The sequence below is a fragment of the Agromyces sp. H17E-10 genome (assembly GCF_022919715.1).
Lineage (GTDB): Bacteria > Actinomycetota > Actinomycetes > Actinomycetales > Microbacteriaceae > Agromyces.
In genome coordinates, this window is record NZ_CP095042.1 from 607,810 (window position 1) to 627,328 (window position 19,519).

Below are 19,519 nucleotides of genomic sequence, written 5' to 3' on the forward strand. Positions count from 1 at the left end.
GCCGGATGCCTCAGGCGAGTGAACGCTCGAGCAGGCGCGTGATCTCGTCGACGTCGAAGTAGTTCACGACCTCGACGACCTCGGTGAAGCTTCGCCCGATCGCGTCGCGCACGGCGTCGGCGAGCTCGGTCGACGTGAGGATGACCTGCGCGTCGGCGGCCGCGACCGCCACGCCCGCGAGGTCGCTCGCGTCGACGTCGGCCGACAGCTCGAGTCGTTCGAGTGCGCGCTCGGCGTTGACCTTGAGGATCGCCGAGGTGCCGATGCCGGCGCCGCACACGGCGATGATCTTCACGCGGCCGCCTCGAGGCCGAGGAGTCCGCGGACCTCGTCGGCATCGCCCGCGTGCGCCAGTCGGCTGACCGCGCCCGTGTCGTTGAACACGTTGGCGAGCGTCGCGACCGAGGCGACGTGCTCCTCCGCGTTCGACACCGCGAGCCCGACGACGACCCGCACGGGGTCGTTGTGCGGGTGGCCGAACGGCACCGGCTCGGCGAGCGTCACGACCGCGATGCCCTCGCGACGCACGTCGGGTCCGGGTCGCGCGTGCGCGAGCGCCAGCCCGGGGGCGATGACGACGTACGCGCCGAACTCCTCGATGACGGCGACCATTCGATCGGCGTACTCGGCCTTGGTCGACCCCGATCGGGTGAGGGCGCGACCGGCTTCGCGCACGGCGGCACGCCAGTCGGCGGCGTGCGCGCCGATGACGACGGCGTCGTCGGGCAGCGGGGGGAGGTTCATCTCGGGTCCGTTCGGGGCGGCGGGCCGAGCGGCCGGGGCACGAGGCATCCGGCCGCAGGGGTCGCGTCAGGCTTCGTCGAAGCCGTCCTGGATCAGCTCGGCGAGTTCGTCGCGGTCGTCGAGCGGCAGGAACGCCGCGGCGGCGGCGTTCAGCTGGAAGGTCTCGAGGTCGTCGAGGTCGTACCCGAACGCGTCGCTCAGCAGTGCGAGCTCTCGCGTGAGGCTCGTGCCCGACTGCAGGCGGTTGTCGGTGTTGACGGTCACCCGGAAGCCCAGCTGGTAGAGCAGGTCGAACGGGTGGTCGATGAGCTCGTCGCCCCAGGCGGCGATGGCGCCGGTCTGCAGGTTCGACGAGGGGCTCGTCTCGAGGGCGATCTCGCGGTCGCGCACCCACTGCGCGACCGGACCGAGCGAGACGTAGGTGTTCTCGTCGTCCTGACGCTCGATCACGAGGTCTTCGGCGAGTCGCACGCCGTGCCCGAGGCGGAGGGCGCGTCCGTCGAAGAGGGCTCCGCGGATGGAGTCGAGGCCGTCGGCCTCGCCCGCGTGCACCGTGACGGGCATGAACTGGCTCGCGAGGTAGTCGAACGCGGTGCGGTGCCGGCTCGCCGGGAACCCGGCCTCGGCACCGGCGATGTCGAACCCGACGACGCCGCGGTCGCGGTGCCGCACGGCGAGCTCGGCGATCTCGAGACCCCGGTCGGCGTGGCGCATCGCGGTGACGAGCTGGCCGGTGCGGATCGTGCGGCCGCTCTGGTGCCGTACGTCGTCGGCCCCCTGCTCGAGCCCCTCCTGCACGGCCTCGACCGCTTCGTCGAGCGTGAGTCCGCGCGTGAGGTGCTGCTCGGGGGCCCAGCGGATCTCGCCGTAGACGACGCCGTCGGCCGCGAGGTCCTGCACGAACTCGCGCGCGACGCGCGAGAGGCCGGCACGCGTCTGCATGACGGCCGTGGTGAGGTCGAAGGTCTTCAGGTACTCGACGAGTGAGCCCGAGTTCGACTGGTCGGTGAACCACGTCGCGAGCGAGTCGGCGTCGGACGCGGGCACCTCGAGCCCGATCTCGTCGGCGAGTTCGATGAGGCTCTGCGGACGCAGCCCGCCGTCGAGGTGGTCGTGCAGCGAGACCTTCGGCAGAGCCTGGATGTTCGTGCCGTCGCCCTCGAGGCGGTACTCGGTCGGAATCGTGTTCACGAGACAACGATAGCGGCGGGCGTCGCGCCACGTCTCGGCGAATTCGAAGGATGGCGTCGCGCGACCGGTCAGAGCCATCCGTTCGACTCGGCGATGCGCGCGGCATCGGCGCGATTGCGCCCGCCGGTCTTGCCGATCGCGCTCGACAGGTGGTTGCGGACCGTGCCCTCCGAGAGGTGCAGGATGCGGGCGAGGTCGGAGATCGATCCGCCCGTGCGGGCGAGCGCGAGCACGTCGGTCTCGCGCTCGGTCAGCGGCGAGTCGCCCTGGGCGAGCGACTCAGCGGCGAGCCCGGGGTCGACGACTCGGAAGCCCCCGGCGACCCGTCGGACGGCGTCCGCGAGCTGCGCCGCCGGCGTGTCCTTCACGATGAATCCCGCCGCCCCCGCCTGCAGCGCGCGCTTGAGGTAGCCGGGTCGACCGAAGGTCGTCACGATGAGGACTCGGCAGGCGGGCACCTCGTCGCGGAGCCGCTGCGCCGCCTCGATGCCGTCGATGCCGGGCATCTCGATGTCGACGAGGCACACGTCGGGATGCGAGGCGCGCGCAGCCGGAACGACCTCGTCGCCACGCCCGACCTCCGCGACGACCTCGATGTCGGGCTCGAGTCCCAGCAGGGCGGACAGCGCCCCGCGCACGAGGGCCTGGTCGTCGGCGATCAGGAGGCGCACGGTCGCGGCATCCGCGTCGCCGGTCCCATCCGGCGTCCCCGCCCCGACGGGCCCGCTCACCACGCCACCCGCAACCCGAAGCCGCCGAGCTCGCTGCGGCCGACCGTGAGGACCGCGCCGGCGGCCTCGGCGCGCTCGCGGAGCCCCGCGAGCCCCGTCGAGTCGCGCGAAGCCGTGCTCGGCCCGACCCCGTCGTCTGCGATCTCGACGGCGCGGCCGGCGAGCGTGACCCGGCAGACGGACGCCTCGGAGTGGCGCACGACGTTGGTGACGCCCTCGCGTACGACCCATCCGGCGAGTTCGCGGTGCGACTCGTCGACGACGTCGACCGAGCTCGGCAGCTCCGCGCGGATTCCGGCCGCCTGCAACGCCACCCGCGCGGCGGAGAGCTCGCGGCCCAGGCTCGCGCCTCGGAAGCCGGACACGGTCGTCCGCACGTCGGCGAGCGCGCCGCGGGCGAGCTGCTCGATCTCGCCGATCTCCCGCTTGGCGCCGTCGGGGTCGAGATCGACGAGCCGGCCGGCGAGCTCGCTCTTGACCGTGATGACGGTGAGCGAGTGGCCGAGGAGGTCGTGCATGTCGCGCGCGATGCGGCCGCGTTCGCGATCCGCCGCCATCACCTGCAGCTCCTCCTGGGCCGACCGCAGCTCGTTCATCGCCGCGAGTTGGCGGGCGAACGCCGCCATCATGAGCGAGATCGACAGGATGATCGCGGGCAGGAACAGGTCGGGCCCTCCTGCGGCTGCGAGCGGGATCCCGAACAGGTAGGCGAGCACGGCGAGCCCGACGATGGCGATCATCGTGGGCCGCCAGCGCAGCACGCACATGCCGACGGCGACGCCGACGTAGGTCCAGACGCCGCGCACGCCCCAGCCGTACCACGGCACGAGCGTGAACGACAGCGCGAACAACCCGAGCGGCACGAGCGGCCGCAGGCGACCCGGCAGCACCCACACGACGGGCGCGGAGCAGAGGAAGGCGAGGGCGTAGACGACGAGGAGCCCGATGCCGAGGGCGAGGAACCAGCCCGCGTGCGCCGCCCCGAGGAGATCGGGCACGGGCTCGAACACGAGCTCGTGGAGCGGGGCGAACAACCAGAGGAGCGAGAGACCGCCGCCGATGTACCAGCTGACCGCCCCACGCGAACGCAGCGAGGCGCGCAGGTCACCGCCCTCGTTCGGCACGACCCACGCCGGCCGGAGCGGCCAGCGCCGAGCGCCGCGCACGGTGCGGTCGTCGCTGAACATGGCTCCCATGCTAGGGGCGCGCACGCCGGCCGGGCGCCCGGTACGGGCGCCCGGCCGGGTTCGCTCGCTCATCCGCGGGCCGTGTCGCGGCGGAACGCCTGCGCGGTGCCTGCGAGGAACAGCACGAGCCACACCGCCGCGTTCACGAACGCCCAGATGTCGGGGGCGTCGCCCGTGAGCGGCGAACGGGCGATCTCGGAGATGCCGTAGACGGGGGTGAACTTCGCGATGACCTGCAGGAAGTCGGGCATGCTCTCGACCGGGTAGAAGAGTCCGCCGATGAACGCGAGGAACACGATCACGAGGCTCGTGATCTGCGCGGCGTTCTCGCCGGGCACGAGATAGCCGATGAACAGGCCGAGCGTCGTGAACACGGCGCCCGCGAGCAGCCAGCCGGCGAGGCCCGAGACGATCCACTGCCCGGCGCTCAGGTGGACGCCGGAGAAGGCTCCCGCGACGAACGTCGCCACGACCGCGACGAGCCCGAGGAGCATGCCCGCGATCATCTTGATGAGGACGTTGACGAGCGGGTTGAGCGGCGTGAGCCGCAGTTGGCGACTCCACCCCTGGGCGCGCTCGACGGCGACGGATGCACCGGTCTGCGTGGCCGACATCATCGCGCCGTACATCGCCATCGACACCATGATGTACGCCGCGACCGACGGCCCGCCGTCGGCGATCGGGGTGGACGTGAGCGGCACGTCGCGCAGGTTGTAGCCGACGATGAAGAACATCACGACGGGGAAGGCGAGCGTGAAGACGAGCGTGCGCCGGTTGCGGAGCTTGCGCATGAGCTCGATGCCGAGGTAGGTCAGGTTGAAGCCGCCGAACGGCGGCACCCGGCGCTCGAGGGCGACCCGTGCGGGTGCGCCGGCTGCGGTGTCGGGGGTGGTGCCGCTCATGAGTTCGCTCCTTCGGCGGTGAGCGCCAGGAAGACGCTCTCGAGGTTCTGCGTCGTGATCTCGAGATCGCGCGCGTCGGTGGTGGTGAGGAGGTGCCGGGCGACGGCATCGGAGTCGCGGGTGCGCAGGACGACCCGGTCGCCCTGCACCTCGACCTGCTCGACGCCCGGCAGCGCGGCCAGGGCGACCTGGTCGGCACCGGGCAGGGTCGCGTGCACGGTGCGTCCGGCGACGAGGTTCTTGATCTCGGCGGCCGTGCCGTCGGCGACGATGCGACCCCGGCTCATGAGCACGATGCGGTCGGCGTACTCGTCGGCCTCTTCGAGGTAGTGCGTGGCGAACAGCACGGTGCGACCCCTCGCCGCATCCGCACGGATGGCTCCCCAGAACGCTCGCCGCCCCTCGACGTCCATGCCCGTCGTCGGCTCGTCGAGGATGAGCAGCCCCGGATCGCTGAGCAGCGCCATCGCGAACCGGAGGCGCTGCTGCTGCCCGCCCGAGCACAGCTTGACCCGGCGATCCGCGATCTCGGCGATGCCGGCCCGGTCGAGCACCTCGGCGACCGGACGGGTGTCGGCGAACAGGCTCGCGGTGAGGGCGAGGGTCTCGCGCACGGTGAGGTCGCCGAGGAGGCCCCCGGTCTGCAGCACCGCCGAGACGAAGCCGCGGGCGATCGCGCCGCGGGGCGTCTGCCCGAACACCTCGACCCGGCCCTCGTCGGGCTGGGCGAGGCCGAGCAACAGGTCGATCGTCGTCGTCTTGCCCGCGCCGTTCGGCCCGAGGAAGGCGACGATCTCGCCCTGGCGGATCTCGAGGTCGACCCGGTCGACGGCTCGCACCGAGCCGAAGCTCTTCGCGATGCCGGTCGCGGCGACCGCCGGAACGGTCGTGATGCGCTCGTCGAGCGCTGAGGCTGTCGTGGTCATGCCTCCATCGTGGCGACGACGACGGCCGTGGCCCTCACACGGCTGTCACGTCGTGGGCATGACATTCGTCATGTCGCGGCGCAGAGACGACCGCTCAGGCGATGCTCGCGATCACGGACGGCAGCGCGAACAGGCCCATGACGAACCCGGGGAGGCAGATCACGGCGGCGATGATCCCGCCCCACATGGTCCCCCGGTCGCCGCCGCTGCGGGCCCAGACCGCACCGACCACCGCGAGCGGGAGCAGCACGAGGCACGAGCACCACATGATCGCGATCCAGCCCATGGCCGCAGGGTCGTCGAGCGTCGACAGGAACCCGATCCACATCACGGCCAGCACGAGGTACGGCAGGCCGGTGAGCCAGGGCGCCAACCGCCGTCGCAGCCTCAGTCGGGAGTCCTCCCCCGCTCGGCCCGACGTGCGGTCGTCGTCACCCACCGGCGCCGCCATCGGGTCGCTCAGCGCCCGATGCGGTCGGCGATGAGCGGCCCGCCGTCTTCGATCGGGTCGCCCGCGTCGCCGATGCGCCAGGCGCCCTCGACGGCCGCGAGTGCTCGCTCGAAGCGGGCGGGCTCGTCGGCGTGCAGCGTGAACAGCGGCTGCCCCGCACGCACGACGTCGCCGGGCTTCGCGTGCAGGTCGATGCCCGCGGCGTGGTGCACCGGATCCTCCTTGCGCGCGCGCCCGGCACCGAGTCGCCACGCGGCGATGCCGAACGGCAGCGCCTGCTGTTCGACGAGCACGCCGTCGCGGTCGGCGGTCACGACGTGCTGCTCGTTCGCGACCGGCATCGGCGCGTCGGGGTCGCCGCCCTGCGCCTCGATCGACCGGCGCCACGTGTCCATCGCGCGTCCGTCGTCGAGCGCGGCCTCGACGTCGTCGCCGTCGCGGCCCGCGAGCTCGAGCATCTCGCGCGCGAGTGCGATCGTGAGCTCGCGCACGTCGGCCGGGCCGCCGCCGGCGAGCACCTCGACCGACTCGCGCACCTCGTTGGCGTTGCCGATCGTGAGGCCGAGCGGCACGTTCATGTTGGTGATGAGTGCGCTCGTGGCAACCCCCGCGTCCTCACCGAGCTCGACCATGGTGCGGGCGAGCTCCCGCGAACGCTCGATGTCCTGCAGGAACGCCCCCGAGCCGAACTTCACGTCGAGCACGAGCGCGCCCGTGCCTTCGGCGATCTTCTTCGACATGATCGACGAGGCGATGAGCGGGATCGCCTCGACCGTGCCGGTGATGTCGCGGAGCGCGTAGAGCTTCTTGTCGGCCGGCGCGAGCCCGGCGCCCGCGGCGCAGATCACGCCGCCGACGTCGCGCAGCTGCGCGAACATCTCGTCGTTCGTGAGGTCGGCGCGCCAGCCCGGGATCGACTCGAGCTTGTCGAGCGTGCCGCCCGTGTGCCCGAGGCCGCGGCCCGAGAGCTGCGGCACGGCGACGCCGAATGTCGCGACGAGCGGCATGAGCGGGAGCGTGATCTTGTCGCCGACTCCGCCCGTGGAGTGCTTGTCGCTCGTGGGCTTGCCGAGCCCCGAGAAGTCCATGCGCTCGCCCGAGGCGATCATCGCCATCGTCAGGTCGCGGATCTCGCGTCGGCTCATGCCGTTGAGGAAGATCGCCATGGTCATGGCCGACATCTGCTCGTCGGCGACGTAGCCGCGGGTGTAGGCGTCGACGAGCCAGTCGATCTCGGGCGTCTCGAGCTCGTGCCCGTCGCGCTTGGCACGGATGAGGTCGACGGCGTCGAACGGCTCGATGGCGGCGTCGGTCATGATTCTCCTCGGAATTCAGCGAGCTGCCGCGGGCCGAACGCGTCGGGCAGCACCTCGTCGATGGTCTTGAAGCCGGAGACGGTGTCGAGCACCATGCCCTCGGCCGAGTGCTCGTAGAGCAGTTGCCGGCAGCGGCCGCACGGCATGAGCGTCGCCCCGTGCCCGTCGACGCACGTGAAGGCGACGAGCTTGCCGCCGCCCGACATCACGAGCGCCGACACGAGCGAGCACTCGGCGCACAGCGTCACGCCGTAGGAGGCGTTCTCGACGTTGCACCCGCTCACGATGCGGCCGTCGTCGACGACCGCGGCGGCGCCCACCGGGAACTCCGAATACGGCACGTAGGCCTTGGCCATGGCCTCGCGAGCACGCTCGCGCAGGTCGGCCCAGTCGATCACGTCGGTCGCGGTCATGCTGCTCCCCCGTTCGAGATGGGTGACGGATGCCTCGGGGCAGCGCCTGCCCCGAGGCATCCGGTCAGGATTTGATGTAGGGCTTGCCCGCCGCAGCCGGTCCGCGGACCTTGCCCACGAGCCCGGCCACCGCGATGATCGTGACGACGTACGGCAGCATGAGCATGAACTCGCTCGGCACGGGCGAACCGATCACCGAGAGCGTGTTCTGCAGGTTCGACGCGAAGCCGAACAGGAGCGCTGCGAGCGTCGCCCGGATCGGGTCCCAGCCACCGAAGATCACCGCGGCCAGGGCGATGAAGCCCGCTCCGGCGGTCATCTCCTTGTTGAAGGCGATGCCCGAGCCGATCGTGAAGAACGTGCCGCCGAAGCCGGCGATCGCACCCGCGAGGGCGACGTTCCAGAACCGCGTGCGGTTCACGTTGATGCCCACCGTGTCGGCGGCCTGCGGGTGCTCGCCGACCGCACGGAGGCGAAGGCCCCAGCGGGTGTGGAAGAGCCCGACGTAGACCGCGGCGACCGCGATGTACATGATGTACACGATCACCGTCTGGCGGAAGAAGACCGGCCCGATGACGGGGATGTCGCTGAGCAGCGGGATCGGCAGGCGCGGGAACCTCGGCGGCGAGTTCAGCACGGCCGCGTTGTTCGAGAGCACCTGCGAGAAGAAGAAGCTCGTGAGGCCCGTGACGAGCACGTTGAGCACGACACCCACGATGACCTGGTCGACGAAGTACTTGATCGCGAAGGCCGCGAGCACCATGCCGACGAGCATGCCCGCGATCATCGCGCCGACCGAGCCCGAGATGAGGCCGATCCACGGCGAGCCCGTGGCGGACGCCACCGCGGAGGCGACGACGGCCGACGAGAAGGCGCCGGCGAGCAGCTGGCCCTCGATCGCGATGTTGATGACACCCGCACGCTCGCCCATGACGCCCGCGAGCGAGCCGAAGATGAGCGGAACGGCGAGGCTCAGCGAGCCGAACAGCAGGCCGATCATCGGCAGCGTCGCACCGGCGCCCGCCCACGTGAGGAAGCCGAACAGGAAGAGCACGGCGAAGATCACCGTGATCCAGAGCGGCACTCGGCGCTTGGCCGACGTCGACCACACCGCATAGGCGGTGAGCGCCGCGAGCAGGATCACGACCGTCCAGAGCGCGGGCATCGCCGGCACCGTGATGTTCGCGACCTGGATCACGTCCTTGTCGGACGCGGTCAGCCGGTAGGTGGTGTCGCCGTCACGCGGTGCGAACACCGCGAGGGCGAGCGCGACGAGCGTGAAGACCGCGTAGGCGATCGGGGCCTTCCAGCTGACGACGACCGTCTTGGCGAGGGCGTCGGGCTGGGGTGCGACCGTGTGGTGCTCGGTGACGGTGCTCACTTCGCCGCCACCTCCTTCGTGACGATCGGGCGGGGTCTCTTCGGCGCGCGGGTCGGGTCGGGCAGGCGGAAGATCGTGCGCACGAGCGGCGGCGCCGCGATGAAGAGCACGATGAGCGACTGCACGACGAGCACGATGTCGATCGGCACGCCCTCGGCGGCCTGCATCGAGTACCCGCCGGCCTTGAAGGCGCCGAACAGGATGCCGGCGAGGAACGTGCCCCACGGCGTCGAGCGGCCGAGCAGGGCGACCGTGATGGCGTCGAAGCCGACGCCCGCGTCGATGCCGGCCGTGAAGCCGGTGGTCACCGTGCCGAGCACCTGGCTGACGCCGGCGAGGCCGAGCAGCGCGCCCGAGATGAGCATCGCGTAGACGTACATCGACGGCACGTTGATGCCCGCGACGCGCGCCGCGTTCGGGTTCTCACCGACCGCCCGGAAGCGGAAGCCGAGGCTCGAGCGCGACAGGATCCACCAGACGAGCACGGTCGCCGCGACCGCGAGGATGAAGCCGAAGTGCAGGTTGTACTTCGGCCCGAGCAGGTCGAAGAAGACCGCCGTCTCCTTCATGGGCGGCGTCTTCGGGTTCGACGAGCCCGGCGCCTGGAGGAGGCCGGGGGTGCGCAGCATCCAGGACACGAGGTAGAACGCGACGAAGTTGAGCATGATCGTGACGATCACCTCGTGCGCACCCGTGCGCGCCTTCAGGAGGCCGGCGATGCCGCCCCAGAGGGCGCCGCCGAGAAGGCCGCCGATGAGGGCGACGAGCATGTGGATGCCCCACGGCATGTCGAACCCGAAGGCGAGCCAGCCGGCGACCGACGCGGCGATCAGCATCTGGCCGCGGCCGCCGATGTTGAACATGCCGACGCGGAAGGCGAGGGCGACGCCGAGGCCGCCCGCGATGAGCGGTGTCGCGAACGTCAGCGTGTCGGTGAGCGGCTTGATGCCGTCGACGAAGCTGTCGCGCCGGAAGTTGTAGATCGAGCCCTGGAAGAGTGCCGAGTAGGCGCCCGAGACCGAGTTCCAGACGGCGATGAACGTGTCGCCGGGGCGGGCGAAGAAGTACACGCTCGCCTGCTGCACCTCTTCGTCGGTGAACGCGATCATGATCGCGCCGACGATGAGCGCGAGCACGACCGAGAGCACCGAGATGAGGGCGTTGCCCGTGACGATCTGCTGCCACATCGTGTGCCAGCGCGAGGGCTCGGGCGCCTGGGCCGGTACGGTCGTCGTGTCGCGGGGCGTGCTCGTCGTGTTCGTCGAGGCCTCGTCGCTCATGCTGCGGCTCCTTCTGCAGGCTGTTCGCCGGCCATCATGAGGCCGAGGACGTCGCGGGGGGTGTCGCCCGGCACGATGCCGACGACCTTGCCGCGGTACATGACCATGATCCGGTCGGCGAGGGCGGCGACCTCGTCGAGCTCGGTCGAGACGACGACGACGGGCACGCCACGGTCGCGGGTCTCGACGATGCGCTTGTGGATGAACTCGATCGAGCCGACGTCGACGCCGCGGGTGGGCTGCGCGGCGACGAGGAGGCTGAGGTCGCGGCTGAGCTCGCGCGCGAGGACGACCTTCTGCTGGTTGCCGCCCGAGAGCTGGCGCACCTTCTCGTCGATGCCCTGCGTGCGGACGTCGAACTCCTCGACCTTGTCGCGCGCGAACTCGGCGAGGAGGCCGCGCTGGATGTTGCCAGCCTTCACGAACGGCGCGCCGTCGGAGCGGTCGAGCATGAGGTTCTCGGCGATCGTGAACTCGCCGACGAGGCCGTCTTCGTTGCGGTCTTCGGGGACGAACCCGACGCCGGAGTCGAGGATCTTGCGGACGCTCTCGGTCGTGAGCTCGGTGCCCTCGAGCGTGATCGACCCGCGCACCCGCGGCTGCAGGCCGACGAGCGCCTCGGTGAGCTCGGTCTGCCCGTTGCCCTGCACGCCCGCGACGGCGAGGATCTCGCCCCTGCGCACCTCGAAGCTCACGTCGTTGACGACGAGCTGGCCGATGTGGTCGATGACGGTGAGCCCCTCGACGACGAGGGCGGGCTCGCCGAGTTTCGGCGCGTCCTTCTGCACGGTGAGCTCGACGGCGCGGCCGACCATGAGCGACGCGAGCTCGGTGTTCGACGCGGTCGGCGACGCCTCGCCGACGACCTTGCCGAGCCGGATGACGGTGATGCGGTCGGCGACCTCGCGCACCTCGCGGAGCTTGTGGGTGATGAAGACGATCGATGCGCCGGAGGCCTTGAGCTGGCGCATGATCTCCATGAGCTCGTCGGTCTCCTGGGGCGTCAGCACCGCGGTGGGCTCGTCGAACACGAGCACCTTCGCGTCGCGCGAGAGCGCCTTGATGATCTCGACGCGCTGCTGCACGCCGACCGGCAGGTCGTCGACGAGCGCGTCGGGATCGACGTCGAACCCGAACCGCTCGCTGATCTCGCGGACCCTTCGGCGGGCCGCGTCGAGGTCGAGGAATCCGCCGCCCCTGGTCGCCTCGTTGCCGAGCATGACGTTCTCGGCGACCGTGAACACGGGGATGAGCATGAAGTGCTGGTGCACCATGCCGATGCCGGCCGCCATCGCGTCGCCGGGCCCGGAGAAGTGCTGCACCTCGTCGTTGAGGAGGATCTCGCCCTCGTCGGCCTGGTAGAGGCCGTAGAGCACGTTCATCAGCGTCGACTTGCCTGCACCGTTCTCGCCGAGCAGGCAGTGGATCTCTCCGGCCTCCACGGTGAGGTCGATATGGTCGTTCGCGACCAGGCTGCCGAACCGCTTCGTGATACCGCGAAGTTCGAGCTTCATGTTCTGAATCCTAGTGAGCGCGCTGCATCTGCAGCAGATGGTGCGCGGATGTCGGCGACCCGAATGGCGGGTCGCTCAGATGTTGCGGTCGGCGCGAAGACGCGCGACCGGGTGGAACGCAGATCGGGGAGGCCGGCGAACCGACCTCCCCGATCTGGCGGTGTCGACTTACTCCTGGCCGGAGAGGTACGACTCGACCGGAACGTCGCCCGAGATGATGGCGGCCTTCAGGTCGTCGAGCTCGCCCTGGAGCTCAGGCGACACCTTCGACTCGAAGTCGTGGAACGGCGCGATGCCGACGCCCTCGTTCTCCAGCGTGCCGACGTAGGGAGCGGCGTCGAAGTCGCCCTTGCCCGCGGCGAGCACCGAGTCGTAGGTCGCCACGTCGATGCCCTTGAGGATCGAGGTGAGGATCAGGTCGGCGACCGAGGGGTCGGTCTGCGTCAGGTCGGCGTCGACGCCGATCATCGCGATGTCACGACCCGAGTCGCGCACGGCCGCGGCACCCGACTGGTAGATCGGGCCGCCGACGGGCAGCAGCACGTCGATGTTCTGGTCGATGAGCGCCTGCGCGGTCTGGCGGGCCTGGTCGTTGGCCTCGAAGCCGCCGGTGAAGGAGCCGTCTTGCTTGGCGCGGTCCCAGCCGACGACCTTGACGTCGGTGCCCTTCTCCTTGTTGTGGTAGTCGACGCCCTGGGCGAAGCCGTCCATGAAGATCGACACGGTCGGGAAGTTCATGCCGCCGTACGTGCCGACGACGCCGGTCTCCGAGAAGTCGGCGCCCGCGTAGCCCGCGAGGAACGCGGCCTGGGCGGTGTCGAAGAGGATCGGCTTGATGTTCGGGGCGTCGACCTTGCCGTCGAAGTCGTTGTCGGCCGCGTCGTCGATGATGATGTACTCGATGTCGGGGTTGGCGAGCGCCGACTCGACGGTCGCCGCCGAGAGGGCGAAGCCGACGGTCGTGATGACCGAGCAGCCCTGGTCGACGAGGCTCGAGAGGTTCGGGGCGTACTCGGTCTCGTCCTTCGACTCGACCGTGATGGCCTTGACGCCGAGCTCGTCGGCGGCCTTGTTGATGCCCTCGTAGCCCAGCTGGTTGAAGGACTTGTCGTCGAAGCCGCCCGCGTCGGAGACCATGCACGGCTGGAAGCCTTCGATCGCCTCGGCCGTCGGGGTGGCCGCCTCTTCGGGCGCGGATGCGCAGCCCGCGAGCAGCAGGGCGCTGCTGCCGAGCAGCGCGAGGCCGCCGAGCGCGGCCTTCTTGGTCGTGACCTTCACTGTGTCCTCCAAAAGACGCAAGACCCCGACCTTCGCGGGGCTGATCGATGTCACGTTACCCAATGTTTCGTCGTGCGCCATGGGCTCGGCCGCATCGATCGGCCAATGGTTATGAATACGCGACATTCTGCTCATATGAGCAGGCGGCCTGTCCCGCGAACGGGGGTGAACGCGTCCCTGCGGCTCAGCCGCGCGACGGGGCGCTCGGCGAGTCGACGACCAGGTCGCCCGCGATGATGGCCTTCCGCAGGCCGTCGATCTCGCCGTCGAGCTCGTCGGAGACGAGCGGCGCGAGGTCGTGGTACGGCGCGATCTCGACGCCGCCGTTCTCGAGCGTGCCGATGTAGGGCTCGTTCGTGAACTCGTCGTCGATGACATCGCCCATGATCTCGACCATCGCGTCCTGCGTGTTCTTGAGCACGCTCGTGAGCACGACGGGGCGGAACTGCGCGTTGAGGGTCTCGTAGCCGTCGCTGTCGACCCAGATCACCGAGACGCCGTCGTGCTCGAGCGCCGCCGCGGCCGCGCCCTCGCCCACCTGGCCGGCCACCGGCAGGATCACGTCGGCGCCCTGGTCGATGAAGCCCTGGGTGAGCGTCTTGCCCTTGTTGACGTCTTCGAAGTCGCCCGTGAACGCGCCGTCCTGCTTCGCCTTGTCCCAGCCGAGCGCGCGCACGTTCGTGCCGTGCACCTCGTTGTACTTCGCGACGCCGTCGACGAAGCCGTCCATGAAGAGGGTCACGGGCGGCTGGTTGCCGCCGCCGAACGTCGCGACGACGCCCGTCTTGGACACGCCGGCCGCGAGGTAGCCGGCGAGGAACGACGCCTGCGCCGTGTCGAACACGACGGGCTTGATGTTGTCGCCCTCGACCGTCTCGTCGACGATCGCGAAGTGGAGGTCGGGGTTCTTCGCCGCCTGGTCGGTCGTCGCCTCGGCGAGCTCCCAGCCGACCGTCACGATGAGCTCGCAGCCCGAGTCGACGGCCTGGGCGACGTTCGGTGCGAGATCGGTCTCACCGGTGGAGACGATCGCCTTCGCGTCGATGCCGTACTCCTGCTCGGCGGCCTGCAGGCCCTCCCAGCTCGACTGGTTGAACGAACGGTCCTCGAGACCGCCCGAGTTCGTCACCATCCGCGCGCAGACCTCGCTCGCCGCGTCGGTCGGCTTCGCCTCGGGCGCGGTCGCGCACGAGACGAGGGCGAGGGATGCCGCGGCCGACGCCGCGACGAGGAGGAGACGCTGTGCCCGAGGCATCCTGATACCCGTTCTTCCGTGAGGTGGTGCGTGGTCAGAGCACGTCGCTCGAGCCGCCGAGCCGCAGTGCGTCGACGACCGCCTTCACGCGCTGGGCGTGCTCGCTCGTCGTGACCAGCAGCGCGTCGGGGGTGTCGACGACGACGATATCGCGCACGCCGATGAGGCTGATGACGCGCTTCGAGCGGCTCACGACGATGCCGCTCGACGCGTCGGCGAGCACGCGGGCGTGCTCGCCGAGGATCGCGAGCTCGCCCGAGCGGCCGGCGGTGTTGAGTTTCGCGAGGGAGGCGAAGTCGCCGACGTCGTCCCACTGGAAATGCCCGCGGATGACGGCGAGACGCCCCGCCGCGGCCGCGGGCTCGGCGACCGAGTAGTCGATCGCGATCTTCTCGAGCCTCGGCCAGATGCGGTCGACCGCCGGGCCGCGGGTCGCGGGGTCGTCCCACGCCTCGGCGAGCTCGACGAGTCCGGCATGGAGTTCGGGCTTGTTGCGCTCGATCTCGGCGAGCAGCTGGTCGGCGCGGGCGATGAACATGCCCGCGTTCCAGAGGTGCTTGCCGCCGGCCAGGTAGCGCTTCGCGGTCGTGAGGTCGGGCTTCTCGACGAAGCTCGACACGACCTCGGCGTGCTCGGTGCCCGGGATGTCGAGCGCGCTGCCGCACTCGATGTAGCCGAAGCCGACCGCCGGCTCCGTCGGGGTGATGCCGATCGTCGCGATGTAGCCGGCCTGCGCCGCGGTGACGGCTTCGGTGACCGCCGCCTGGAAGAGGGCATCGCCCGAGATGACGTGGTCGGCGGCGAACGAGCCGATGACGACGCCGGGCTCGCGGCGCTCGAGGATCGCCGCCGCGAGGCCGATCGCCGCGGTCGAGTCGCGCGGCTCCGACTCGAGCACGATGTTCGCGTCGGCCAGGTCGGGCAGCTGCTCCTCGACGGCACCGCGGTGGGCGCGCCCGGTGACGATCATGATGCGCTGGTCGCCCGAGAGCGGTGCGAGGCGGTCCCAGGTGTCCTTGAGGAGCGTCTGCCCCGATCCGGTGAGGTCGTGCAGGAACTTCGGCGCGTCGGCGCGGGAGAGCGGCCAGAGGCGCGAACCCACTCCCCCGGCGGGGATGATCGTGTAGAAGCCCTCGAGCGGTTCGTTCGGCATCCGAACAGGATAGCGGCGAGGCATCCCACCGACCTGATCGCCGTCGCGGCGATCGGCTAAGGGTGCCCTCACCTGCATGGCGAGCGAGCCGGGTCTAGACTCGGATCGGGCCGTCGTGCCCCTGCGCCCGCTTGTCAAGGGCGTGTTTCACACAGCCAGGGAGGGTTGTTCATGCCAGAGACCTCGGCAGGAACCCTGACCGCACCCGAGAAGCCGGCGAAGCAGAAGCCGGGCGGCACGCTCTATCGCGGCCACGAGGGTATGTGGTCATGGGTGCTGCACCGCATCACGGGTGTCGCCATCTTCTTCTTCCTCCTCGTGCACATCCTCGACACGGCACTCGTGCGGGTGAGCCCCGAGGCGTACAACACCGTCATCGGCGCGTACCAGACGCCGATCATGGGCCTCGGCGAGGTCGCGCTCGTCGGCGCGATCGTGTTCCACGCGTTCAACGGCCTGCGCATCATCCTGGTCGACTTCTGGGCCTGGGCCACGCGCCACCAGAAGGTGCTGTTCTGGATCGTCATCGCCCTCTGGGTGATCACGATGCTCGCGTTCACGCCGCGCCACCTGATGAACGTGTTCGGGCACTGAGGGGTTCACTGACATGACTGCGACCATCGAAGCACCCCGCACTCCGGCGCGTCCGGCCCGAAAGGGCGGCGCCAACTGGGAGAAGTGGGGCTGGATCTACATGCGCGCCTCCGGCGTGCTGCTGCTCGTGCTCATCTTCGGGCACCTCTTCACCAACCTCATGCTCGGCGACGGCATCCACGCCATCGACTTCGGCTTCGTCGGCGGCAAGTGGGCCGACCCGTTCTGGCAGTGGTGGGACGTGCTGATGCTCTGGCTCGCCCTCATCCACGGCGCCAACGGCATGCGCACCCTCGTGAACGACTACACGAACCCCGGTGCGGTGCAGAAGGTCCTGAAGGGCGCGCTCTTCGCAGCGGCCGCCGTGCTCATCGTGCTCGGCACCCTCGTCGTCTTCACGTTCGACCCGTGCCCCGCCGGTGCCCCGGCGGACCTCCTCCCCAGTTTCTGCGCCGCGCTCTAGGAGACATGTGACCAGCGAGACCCACGTCGAGACGAAGATCGTCGACGGCGTCCACTACCACCAGTACGACATCGTGATCGTCGGCGCCGGCGGCGCCGGCATGCGGGCGGCCATCGAGGCCGGCCCGGGCGCGAAGACCGCCGTCATCTCGAAGCTCTACCCCACCCGCTCGCACACGGGCGCGGCGCAGGGCGGCATGGCCGCGGCGCTCGCGAACGTCGAGGAGGACTCGTGGGAGTGGCACACCTTCGACACCGTCAAGGGCGGCGACTACCTCGTCGACCAGGACGCGGCCGAGATCCTCGCGAAAGAGGCGATCGACGCGGTCATCGACCTCGAGAACATGGGCCTGCCGTTCAACCGCACGCCCGAGGGCAAGATCGACCAGCGCCGCTTCGGCGGCCACACCCGCGACCACGGCAAGGCGCCCGTGCGCCGCGCCTGCTACGCGGCCGACCGCACGGGTCACATGATCCTGCAGACGCTGTTCCAGAACTGCGTCAAGCTCGGCATCGAGTTCTACAACGAGTACTACGCGCTCGACGTCGTCATGACCGAGGTCGACGGCGTCCAGCAGCCGAGCGGCGTCGTCGCGTACGAACTCGCGACCGGCGAGCTGCACGTCTTCCAGGCGAAGGCGATCATCTTCGCCACCGGCGGCTTCGGCAAGATCTTCAAGACGACGTCGAACGCGCACACCCTCACGGGCGACGGCGTCGGCATCATCTGGCGCAAGGGCCTGCCGCTCGAGGACATGGAGTTCTTCCAGTTCCACCCGACCGGGCTCGCCGGCCTCGGCATCCTCCTCACCGAGGGCGCCCGCGGCGAGGGCGCGATCCTGCGCAACGCGAGCGGTGAGCGCTTCATGGAGCGCTACGCCCCCACCATCAAGGACCTGGCGCCGCGCGACATCGTCGCCCGCTGCATGGTGCAAGAGGTGGCCGAGGGCCGCGGCGCCGGCCCGCACAAGGACTACGTGCTGCTCGACTGCACCCACCTGGGCGCCGAGGTGCTCGAGACGAAGCTGCCCGACATCACCGAGTTCGCGCGCACCTACCTGGGCGTCGACCCCGTCTACGAGCCGGTGCCCGTCATGCCGACCGCGCACTACGCGATGGGCGGCATCCCCACCAACAACAACGCCGAGGTGCTTCGCGACAACACGACCGTCGTGCCCGGCCTGTACGCCGCCGGCGAGTGCGCGTGCGTCTCGGTGCACGGTTCGAACCGACTCGGCACGAACTCGCTGCTCGACATCAACGTCTTCGGCAAGCGCGCCGGCCGCAACGCGGTCGAGTACGTGAACTCGGGCGTCGACTTCCTGCCGCTGCCCGACGACCCCGCCGCCGGCGTCCGCGACCTCCTCGTGGGCCTGCGCGACTCGACCGGCACCGAGCGGATCGCCGCGATCCGCAAGGAGCTGCAGGACGAGATGGACCGCAACGCCCAGGTGTTCCGCACCGACGAGTCGCTCGCCCACGCGGCCGGCGTGATCGCCGGTCTCCGCGAGCGCTACAAGGACGTCGCCGTGCAGGACAAGGGCAAGCGGTTCAACACCGACCTGCTCGAGGCCGTCGAGCTCGGCTTCCTGCTCGACCTCGCCGAGGTCGTCGTCACGAGCGCCCGCAACCGGGAGGAGAGTCGCGGCGGCCACATGCGCGACGACTTCCCGAACCGCGACGACGAGAAGTTCATGCAGCACACGATGGCGTACCTGTCGGGTGACGCGCACTCGTCCGATGCGAGCGACCACATCCGGCTCGACTGGAAGCCGGTCGTCGTCACGCGCTACCAGCCGATGGAGAGGAAGTACTGATCGTGAGCACCGCCACGCTCGAAGCACAGCAGCCGGCCGCATCGGGGTCCGACGCCATCCAGTCGTTCACGGTCACCTTCCTGATCCGTCGCTTCGACCCCGACGTCGACACCGAGCCGCGCTGGCAGGACTTCGACGTCGAGATGTACGCAACCGACCGCGTGCTCGACGCCCTCCACAAGATCAAGTGGGAGCAGGACGGCTCGCTGACGTTCCGCCGCTCGTGCGCCCACGGCATCTGCGGGTCCGACGCGATGCGCATCAACGGCCGCAACCGGCTCGCCTGCAAGACGCTGATCAAGGACCTCGACATCTCGAAGCCGATCTACGTCGAGGCGATCAAGGGCCTGCCGCTCGAGAAGGACCTCATCGTCGACATGGAGCCGTTCTTCGCGAGCTACCGCGAGGTGCAGCCGTTCCTCGTCGCGAACTCGACCCCCGAGGCCGGCAAGGAGCGCGTGCAGTCGGTCGCGCAGCGCGCGATCTTCGACGACACCACGAAGTGCATCCTCTGCGCCGCGTGCACCTCGTCGTGCCCCGTGTTCTGGACCGACGGCCAGTACTTCGGACCGGCCGCGATCGTCAACGCGCACCGCTTCATCTTCGACTCGCGCGACGACAACGCGCAGACCCGCCTCGACATCCTCAACGACAAGGAGGGCGTGTGGCGCTGCCGCACGACCTTCAACTGCACCGAGGCGTGCCCCCGCGGCATCGAGGTCACGAAGGCCATCGCCGAGGTGAAGCAGGCCGTCATGCGCGGCAAGCCGTAACCACCTGCGCTCCGCGAACGGGGCCGGTCGCCTGAGGCGACCGGCCCCGTTCGCGTTTCAGTGCGCTTCCGCACCCTCGGCTGCGTTCCGGGGGTGCTTTTGCGCAAGCTTCGGGCCGGATGCACCCGCCTGACTGCGGAAATGCACCCCC

General features: G+C 70.1%; 20 protein-coding genes. 4 read left to right on the forward strand and 16 right to left on the reverse strand.

Annotation, left to right across the window (positions count from 1 at the left end; translation table 11 throughout):
- Positions 1-10 precede the first annotated feature (10 nt).
- The 16 genes from MUN74_RS02830 to MUN74_RS02905 all read right to left on the reverse strand — a co-directional run bounded on the left by MUN74_RS02830 (position 11) and on the right by MUN74_RS02905 (position 15,722).
- Positions 11-295, reverse strand: a complete 285-nt coding sequence (locus tag MUN74_RS02830) for a PTS sugar transporter subunit IIB (RefSeq protein ID WP_244854890.1) — start codon at positions 293-295, stop codon at positions 11-13.
- The gene (locus MUN74_RS02835) at positions 292-744 is read right to left on the reverse strand and encodes a PTS sugar transporter subunit IIA (protein WP_244854892.1); all 453 of its coding nucleotides are present in this window, start codon (positions 742-744) and stop codon (positions 292-294) included. Before MUN74_RS02835 ends, MUN74_RS02830 begins: the two co-directional genes overlap by 4 nt.
- Before the next feature lie 66 nt (positions 745-810).
- The gene (locus tag MUN74_RS02840; protein WP_370647373.1) at positions 811-1,926 is read right to left on the reverse strand and encodes an adenosine deaminase; all 1,116 of its coding nucleotides are present in this window, start codon (positions 1,924-1,926) and stop codon (positions 811-813) included.
- Between the two features lie 77 nt (positions 1,927-2,003).
- Entirely contained in the window at positions 2,004-2,666 is a 663-nt protein-coding gene (locus MUN74_RS02845) for a response regulator transcription factor (protein ID WP_244854895.1), read from the reverse strand.
- Complete coding sequence (locus tag MUN74_RS02850; RefSeq protein WP_244854896.1) at positions 2,663-3,853, reverse strand: sensor histidine kinase; 1,191 nt, start codon at positions 3,851-3,853, stop codon at positions 2,663-2,665. The genes MUN74_RS02845 and MUN74_RS02850 overlap by 4 nt, the downstream gene beginning before the upstream one ends.
- A gap of 68 nt (positions 3,854-3,921) precedes the next feature.
- Entirely contained in the window at positions 3,922-4,755 is an 834-nt protein-coding gene (locus tag MUN74_RS02855) for an ABC transporter permease (protein ID WP_244854897.1), read from the reverse strand.
- Entirely contained in the window at positions 4,752-5,681 is a 930-nt protein-coding gene (locus MUN74_RS02860; protein ID WP_244854899.1) for an ABC transporter ATP-binding protein, read from the reverse strand. Before MUN74_RS02860 ends, MUN74_RS02855 begins: the two co-directional genes overlap by 4 nt.
- Before the next feature lie 94 nt (positions 5,682-5,775).
- Positions 5,776-6,120 carry a hypothetical protein gene (locus tag MUN74_RS02865; RefSeq protein WP_244854901.1) on the reverse strand — a complete coding sequence of 115 codons (345 nt, stop codon included), beginning with the start codon at positions 6,118-6,120 and terminating at the stop codon, positions 5,776-5,778.
- Between the two features lie 20 nt (positions 6,121-6,140).
- Positions 6,141-7,448 carry a thymidine phosphorylase gene (locus tag MUN74_RS02870; RefSeq protein WP_244854903.1) on the reverse strand — a complete coding sequence of 436 codons (1,308 nt, stop codon included), beginning with the start codon at positions 7,446-7,448 and terminating at the stop codon, positions 6,141-6,143.
- Positions 7,445-7,861 (reverse strand): cytidine deaminase, encoded by a 417-nt coding sequence (locus MUN74_RS02875; protein WP_244854905.1) that lies wholly within the window; start codon positions 7,859-7,861, stop codon positions 7,445-7,447. Before MUN74_RS02875 ends, MUN74_RS02870 begins: the two co-directional genes overlap by 4 nt.
- Positions 7,862-7,925: 64 nt before the next feature.
- Positions 7,926-9,242: an ABC transporter permease gene (locus tag MUN74_RS02880; protein WP_244854906.1), complete on the reverse strand. Its 1,317-nt coding sequence runs from the start codon at positions 9,240-9,242 to the stop codon at positions 7,926-7,928.
- Positions 9,239-10,522: an ABC transporter permease gene (locus tag MUN74_RS02885; RefSeq protein ID WP_244854908.1), complete on the reverse strand. Its 1,284-nt coding sequence runs from the start codon at positions 10,520-10,522 to the stop codon at positions 9,239-9,241. The genes MUN74_RS02880 and MUN74_RS02885 overlap by 4 nt, the downstream gene beginning before the upstream one ends.
- Positions 10,519-12,036: an ABC transporter ATP-binding protein gene (locus MUN74_RS02890; protein ID WP_244854910.1), complete on the reverse strand. Its 1,518-nt coding sequence runs from the start codon at positions 12,034-12,036 to the stop codon at positions 10,519-10,521. The genes MUN74_RS02885 and MUN74_RS02890 overlap by 4 nt, the downstream gene beginning before the upstream one ends.
- Positions 12,037-12,204: 168 nt before the next feature.
- Entirely contained in the window at positions 12,205-13,314 is a 1,110-nt protein-coding gene (locus MUN74_RS02895; protein ID WP_244854912.1) for a BMP family lipoprotein, read from the reverse strand.
- Between the two features lie 184 nt (positions 13,315-13,498).
- Positions 13,499-14,569 (reverse strand): BMP family lipoprotein, encoded by a 1,071-nt coding sequence (locus MUN74_RS02900; protein ID WP_244854914.1) that lies wholly within the window; start codon positions 14,567-14,569, stop codon positions 13,499-13,501.
- A 34-nt stretch (positions 14,570-14,603) separates the two neighbouring features.
- Positions 14,604-15,722 (reverse strand): mannose-1-phosphate guanylyltransferase, encoded by a 1,119-nt coding sequence (locus MUN74_RS02905; protein WP_244854915.1) that lies wholly within the window; start codon positions 15,720-15,722, stop codon positions 14,604-14,606.
- Positions 15,723-15,893: 171 nt separating this feature from the next.
- Between MUN74_RS02905 and sdhC the strand changes: the two genes are divergently transcribed.
- The 4 genes from sdhC to MUN74_RS02925 are packed head-to-tail and all read left to right on the forward strand — an operon-like array spanning position 15,894 to position 19,368.
- Positions 15,894-16,316, forward strand: a complete 423-nt coding sequence (gene sdhC, locus MUN74_RS02910; RefSeq protein WP_244854917.1) for a succinate dehydrogenase, cytochrome b556 subunit — start codon at positions 15,894-15,896, stop codon at positions 16,314-16,316.
- Between the two features lie 13 nt (positions 16,317-16,329).
- Positions 16,330-16,779: a succinate dehydrogenase hydrophobic membrane anchor subunit gene (locus tag MUN74_RS02915; RefSeq protein ID WP_244854918.1), complete on the forward strand. Its 450-nt coding sequence runs from the start codon at positions 16,330-16,332 to the stop codon at positions 16,777-16,779.
- 7 nt (positions 16,780-16,786) lie between these two features.
- Complete coding sequence (gene sdhA, locus MUN74_RS02920; protein ID WP_244854920.1) at positions 16,787-18,595, forward strand: succinate dehydrogenase flavoprotein subunit; 1,809 nt, start codon at positions 16,787-16,789, stop codon at positions 18,593-18,595.
- Between the two features lie 2 nt (positions 18,596-18,597).
- Positions 18,598-19,368, forward strand: coding sequence for a succinate dehydrogenase iron-sulfur subunit (locus tag MUN74_RS02925; RefSeq protein ID WP_244854922.1), 771 nt, complete (start codon positions 18,598-18,600; stop codon positions 19,366-19,368).
- The last annotated feature ends 151 nt before the right edge of the window (positions 19,369-19,519 follow it).